The sequence below is a fragment of the Ruegeria sp. BG11 genome, assembly GCF_056538565.1.
In genome coordinates this window covers 1-549 of record NZ_JBQFTH010000063.1, presented here as the reverse complement: position 1 = coordinate 549, position 549 = coordinate 1, and the positions used below count along the sequence as shown (strand labels likewise).

General features: G+C 55.4%; 1 pseudogene. It reads right to left on the bottom strand.

The features are described 5' to 3' along the window. Positions 1-10: 10 nt before the first annotated feature. Positions 11-549, bottom strand: a pseudogene (locus ACR0JF_RS23405) (amidophosphoribosyltransferase); the annotation flags it as partial.

The window sequence follows — 549 nt, the reverse complement described above, 5'->3', positions numbered from 1 at the left end:
GTAAACCCGTTTAACCAGACGCCAGCTTTGCTGCGTTCCACGACCCGCCGGGTACCTGCATATCTGCACGTTTCTGGCTGACGCGGCTGCTGTTTTCCAGATTGTCCAGATAATCCTCGCTGACGCTGCCGGTAATATAGTTTCCGTCAAAGCACGAGCAGTCAAAGGCTTCGATCTCGGGGTTGCCTTCTTTCGCGGCCCAGATCAGGTCATCCAGATGCTGATAGAACAGCGCGTCCGCGCCCAATTCTTCCCGGATTTCTTCGATCTCTTTGCCGTTTGCGATCAGTTCGGCCTTGGTCGGCATGTCGATGCCGTAGACGTTGGGATATTTCACTGGGGGCGAGGCGCTGGCGACATAGACCTTTTTGGCACCCGCGTCGCGGCACATCTGAACGATCTTTTTAATTGTGTTCCCGCGTACGATGGAATCGTCGATCAGCAGAACACTGTGACCATCAAATTCCAGCGGCACGGCGTTCAGTTTGCGGCGGACGGATTTCTGTCACACTGCCTGACCCGGCATGATGAAGGTACGACCGACGTAGC